At 34.1% G+C, this 5,032-nt stretch carries 2 protein-coding genes; both read right to left on the reverse strand.

The genetic code is table 11. The annotated features are described in order from the left end of the window. Window positions 1-109 precede the first annotated feature (109 nt). Window positions 110-1,417, reverse strand: coding sequence for a PAS domain-containing protein (locus ACN4EE_RS21990; RefSeq protein ID WP_431708656.1), 1,308 nt, complete (start codon window positions 1,415-1,417; stop codon window positions 110-112). A 221-nt stretch (window positions 1,418-1,638) separates the two neighbouring features. Beyond that, a complete protein-coding gene (locus tag ACN4EE_RS21995) occupies window positions 1,639-4,533 on the reverse strand; it encodes a glycerol-3-phosphate acyltransferase (protein ID WP_431708657.1) in 2,895 nt (964 codons plus the stop codon). Window positions 4,534-5,032: the final 499 nt, after the last annotated feature.

Consider the following 5,032-nt stretch of genomic DNA (forward strand, 5'->3'; position numbering starts at 1 on the left):
GGTTGAGGTGGTTAACCTATAGTTATTTTATCACGTCACTGGCGATTCATCCCACACTTGTTTTAATTATTTTTTTTACTCGAAAACAAAGTGTGGGGCTTCTCGCCGTTTAAGCTAAAATTTCACTGCTAACAAAAACAAAAACCTCTCCTTTTGGGGTGAATTTAACGGCATTACCCACAAGGTTAAACAAAATTTGTCGCAAACGGGTGGAATCTCCGATGATGCGATAAGGTACATCAGGATTGATAAAATAGGTTAAGTTGATGCCCTTTTCGATCGACTGTTGATAAAACAAATAACATACAGATTTGATCACATCCTCTAAAATAAACGATTCTTCTTCTAATTCGAGCATTCCCGATTGAATTTTAGAAAAATCAAGAATATCATTAAGAATTACTAACAGACTTTTACCACTATCCACAATGGTTTTAAGAATATCTTTTTGATAAGGCGTTAATGAAGTTGTGAACAATAGTTCACTCATACTTAAAACACCATTCATCGGCGTTCTAATTTCATGACTCATATTAGCGAGAAATTGACTTTTAGCTTGGTTAGCTTCCTCCGCCATTTCTTTGGCTTTTTGTAAGGCTAATTCGGCTTCTTTTCTTTGGGTGGTATCGATAACCACTCCATGCCAAGCAATCTCTCCATTGGGGCGTTTTTTGGGGCTAGAATTGGCTTTTATCCATTTGATTTTACCCGATGGGGTGACAATACGCCATTCATGGCTAAAGTTTTCTAAAGTCTCCATACATTTGCGGATGGCTTGTTTATACCCCTTGACATCTTCGGGGTGAATCTGTTCAAATAGAATCGAACTATCTTTCATGGCTTTTTCTACTGAAACTTCGTGGATTTGTTCAAAAGCTGGACTCAAATATTCAAAACAAACAATACCATCTTCATTTCCAATGAGAATATAAAGAATTACTGGCGAAGCATTAGTTAATCTTTCAAAAAGTTCTTGATTTTCCTTTAAAGTGGACTCAATGATTTTTTCCTGTGTAATATCTTGGGCTGTGCCTAATACTTTAATAACTTGATTATTGTCATCTCTTTCAAATACAATATATTTCGATCGTAACCAAATCCAATCGCCATTTTTAGTACGCATTCGATATTCTGTCGTTAAAATATCATCATCTTGAGCGGTTTTCCAAAAATCTCTATTACTGTAAAGTAAAGGTAAATCTTCGGGATGTAAAATATCGAAAAAAATTTGACTTCCCCCCTCAATAAAGTCTTGGGTGGTATAACCTAAAATCTTAGTACAATGACGATTAATATATATATTTGTCCATGTTATGGGATTTAAAATATAAAGAATTTGGGGGAAATTATCAGTAATTTGTTGTAGAAATTTTTGATTGATTTGTAACTCTGATTTTATATCATAGGGTTTTTCCATCAGAAATCCTTTTAAAATTCAGTAAATGATGTTTGACGACTTTTTCCTAAGCATATTGCCTGATTTTTTTCTCAGTATGAAGAAAATCAAATCTCTAACTCATTATAGTTTAATATATCGGTTTGGTTAGTGATAGCAGAACCCAACCAAATAAGTAGAGTCTGCTGAAAAGTCTTTTGATGAGAATAATGAATAGTGAATAGTTTTTAATTCTTCATTCTTCATTCTTCATTCTTCATGATTTCCACAGTGCCTTTTACTCCATTTAAACGCACTAATTGACCATCTTGTAAAATTTCTGTGGCGTGGTGAATATCCATAACCGCAGGAATTTTGTATTCTCTGGCGATAATTGCACCGTGGGAGAGTTTTCCCCCTACTTCTGCGATAATGCCCCCTGCTTGGGCTAGAATAGTTGACCAGCCTGAGTCGGTATGGGGTACAACTAGGATAGTATCAGAATCAATGTTATCGTTATCGCTGATAGTTTTAGCTATTTTTATTTTACCTTCAATGATTCCTGCACTAGCACCGATACCTTGCAGACATGAATTAGTCAGGTTGGGAGTGTATTTATAGCTTAAGTCAATGGGAGGAGGATTACCATAGATTAAGTAAGGAATAGTGGTGATTTTTTTATTTTCTTTCCATTCTCTTTTTCTTTCTTTAATCAAGTTGCTTATGTTTAATTCGGGTTTTTTTTGTTGAATCAAGTCTCTAATTTCGGCTAGTTTTAAAAAGAATATATCTTCTTCTTCACTTAACATAGGAAGTGTTAATATTTGTTTATCTAAGGCTAAAAAACTATATTTTAAATGGGCTAAAAGTTGCGAATAAATTTGACTAACTTTTCCTTTAAGTTCTAATCTTTTTTGAACTATATTAACGTTTAATTTATCGGCTTTTTTCTCCATTTTAGTTATACTTGATTCGGTAAAACTTTCTCCCACAAATTTGGTAAACATCATTTTCATTACCCGAGAATTTTCTCTCCATCTTGGCACTGATATATCGGTAGCAACTTCACTTAAATATCCGTATGTTTCTAAACATTTATCTAAATTTTGTAAGATAGATTCTCCCTCATTTGTTTCTGTTAAATAGGCAAAAAAAGCGGCGTAATTATTTAAGTCTATGGTTTCTAATTCGTTTTTCGGTAATAACTTTCGGGCTTCGATCGCAATTTTTTTAATTTCGTTTAAAGAGGCTATTTCAGGAATATTGCTATAATCTAAATCATCAGGAGATACTTTAAATAATCCTAATCTTAAATTAAAACTTAAAGGGGCTAAAATACTATAGTAAGTAGCTCTTTTTAGTATTTTCAATATATACTCTATTCTTTTTAATAAATCTGGAGAAGATAAACTATTAGGATTTATTTCTATTAATTCATCTAATAAAGGATTAAAATATCGATCGAGATCAGAGTAAAAACGATCGTATAATGCTAATTCATGGCTCAATAAACGCCATAATCCAAATAAATTAGTAAGGGTAGCAGAAAGAGGAGGTTTAGTAAATTTTGCACCACGAGTCAGAAATTCTAAACTCTCAGGAGGCAACCCCATGCGCTTAAAAATTTCTCCTAAAAGAGTCGCATTAAAATAAGCTCGATGATAATGTAAAGTAGCAGTTTTAGTAAAGTCTAAATTATCGGCTTTTTTGCCTAAAACAATGGTAAAAATATCCCCCCAAACTCCACAGGTAAGAGGTTGATTAATTGACCATGTTAAAGGTCGTATTACACCGGGTATAACTTCTGAGGCAATTTTTCTTGTCCATAATGGTTGTAGAGTGGTAATAGGACGAGTTTGTAATAACCAAATTTTTTCACCATCATAAGTCCATTCTATATCTTGAGGTTGCCCTTGGGAAAGATTTTCGATTTCCCTCGCCATTTTTGCCACTTCTATTAACACTTCCCTAGGGGTTTCTCCTTCTCCTTGTAAAGTCACTTCGGGAAAATACACCTGATAGGTTTCGGGAGTAAACTCCCCTGACACCACTTGAGTCGCTAATCCTGCTAAGGCTTCTATACACACACAATCTTCTAATTGATTGACAGGATTTCTACTAAAGACGACACCAGAATATAAACCCTGTATTTGTTTTTGCACAATTACCGCCATGCCTTGAGGGTTTTTGTCTCGATTTTGACGATAATTTTGCGCGATCGAACTATCATAGGAAGACAAACAATTAATGATAGCCTGTTGTAAACTTTCCTTATCGGTGATGTGAAGAAAACTCTCATAAATTCCCGCCGCCGATGCCGTCAAAGAATCCTCATCTAAAGCGCTCGATCGAACTACTAAAGGATTACTTTCAGAAGGTTGTAAAAACTCACAGAGACGGAAAATATCATCTCCTGCTTTGATTATCCATGCTGGAGGTACATCATAACCCCATCGTTGCAACTGTGCCAAATTAGAGGCTTTTGAGCCTACTTTACGAGCATCTAACACATCATTTAAACTAAGAATACCTTGATCTCCTCGAAAAAAACGAAACACTTTTGCCGACTCCCCATTAACTTGGTTAGGATTTAATTCTAAATCATCTTCCATGCGTTGATATATCCAAATTAACAACCCCGCCAGTACGATCGAGCTTAAAATATAACTAATATCATGCACCCTTTGTGCCGATAACACCACCACCATTAAAACCAACACCCCAACTCTTCCCCTTTGCCTTTCACGCCAGATAGTAAAATTCACCCCTCCCAACAAAGCAATTAAGACAGAAGCGAGAGGATTATGAGTCACAATTCCCCAAGTGACATTAGTAGCACCTGCACCTTTTCCCCCATAAAAGCGCCCTAACACTAAAGCGATGATAGCGATAATTTCCCAAGTTGAGCCAAAAGGAAAGAAAATCCTTGCTAATAAAACCACTGCGACACCCTTTCCTGCTTCGGATAAAACTGCTAAGATACCTGCCAATTTACCGCCATGATAAAAAGCCGCCGACACCGAAATATTACCCGTGCCTAATTTTGTTAACTCCTTTCCTGACACTGCATAAGTAAACCAATCAATGAGAGGAATTGCCCCAATAATAGGGGAAATAACTAGAATAATTAAAGCCCCCCAAACTTGTGTTAAAGTCATCTTAATTAAGTATTAGAAATTTAAAATTTGAAAATAAAATATAATAACTGTCAGAAAACAATGTTTCTTGTCAATATGATAAATTATTCTTTGAGAAAAGTGTTAGAAAAACTTTCAATAAATGATATTATTTTGATAATTTAAAATCTAAGATAAGTATTTAATTTATCTTTTATTTTTAGTAATAATTTCAATATTATCTATAATATGTATGGGATTCGATCGAACTTATTATTGTGTCAATTATGATAAGCTCAAACGCATTTATAGCGGTTTTTAAAATTATGAGGTACATTTTTTATTGCCTCTTGCCTCTTGCCTCTTGCCTCTTGCCTTTCAACGACAATTTTTGTACCTCACCAAAACGAGAATTGCTATATTTCAATTTTTATTAATTATTGAAAATAACTAAAACGGCTCTTTTACAGTAGTTATGCAAAATTAATAGAAAATAATTAATATAAACTTTATTATGTATAGCTTTGATTATTTTAAAAAT

The organism is Geminocystis sp. CENA526, from assembly GCF_050753365.1.
Taxonomy (GTDB): Bacteria; Cyanobacteriota; Cyanobacteriia; order Cyanobacteriales; family Cyanobacteriaceae; genus Geminocystis.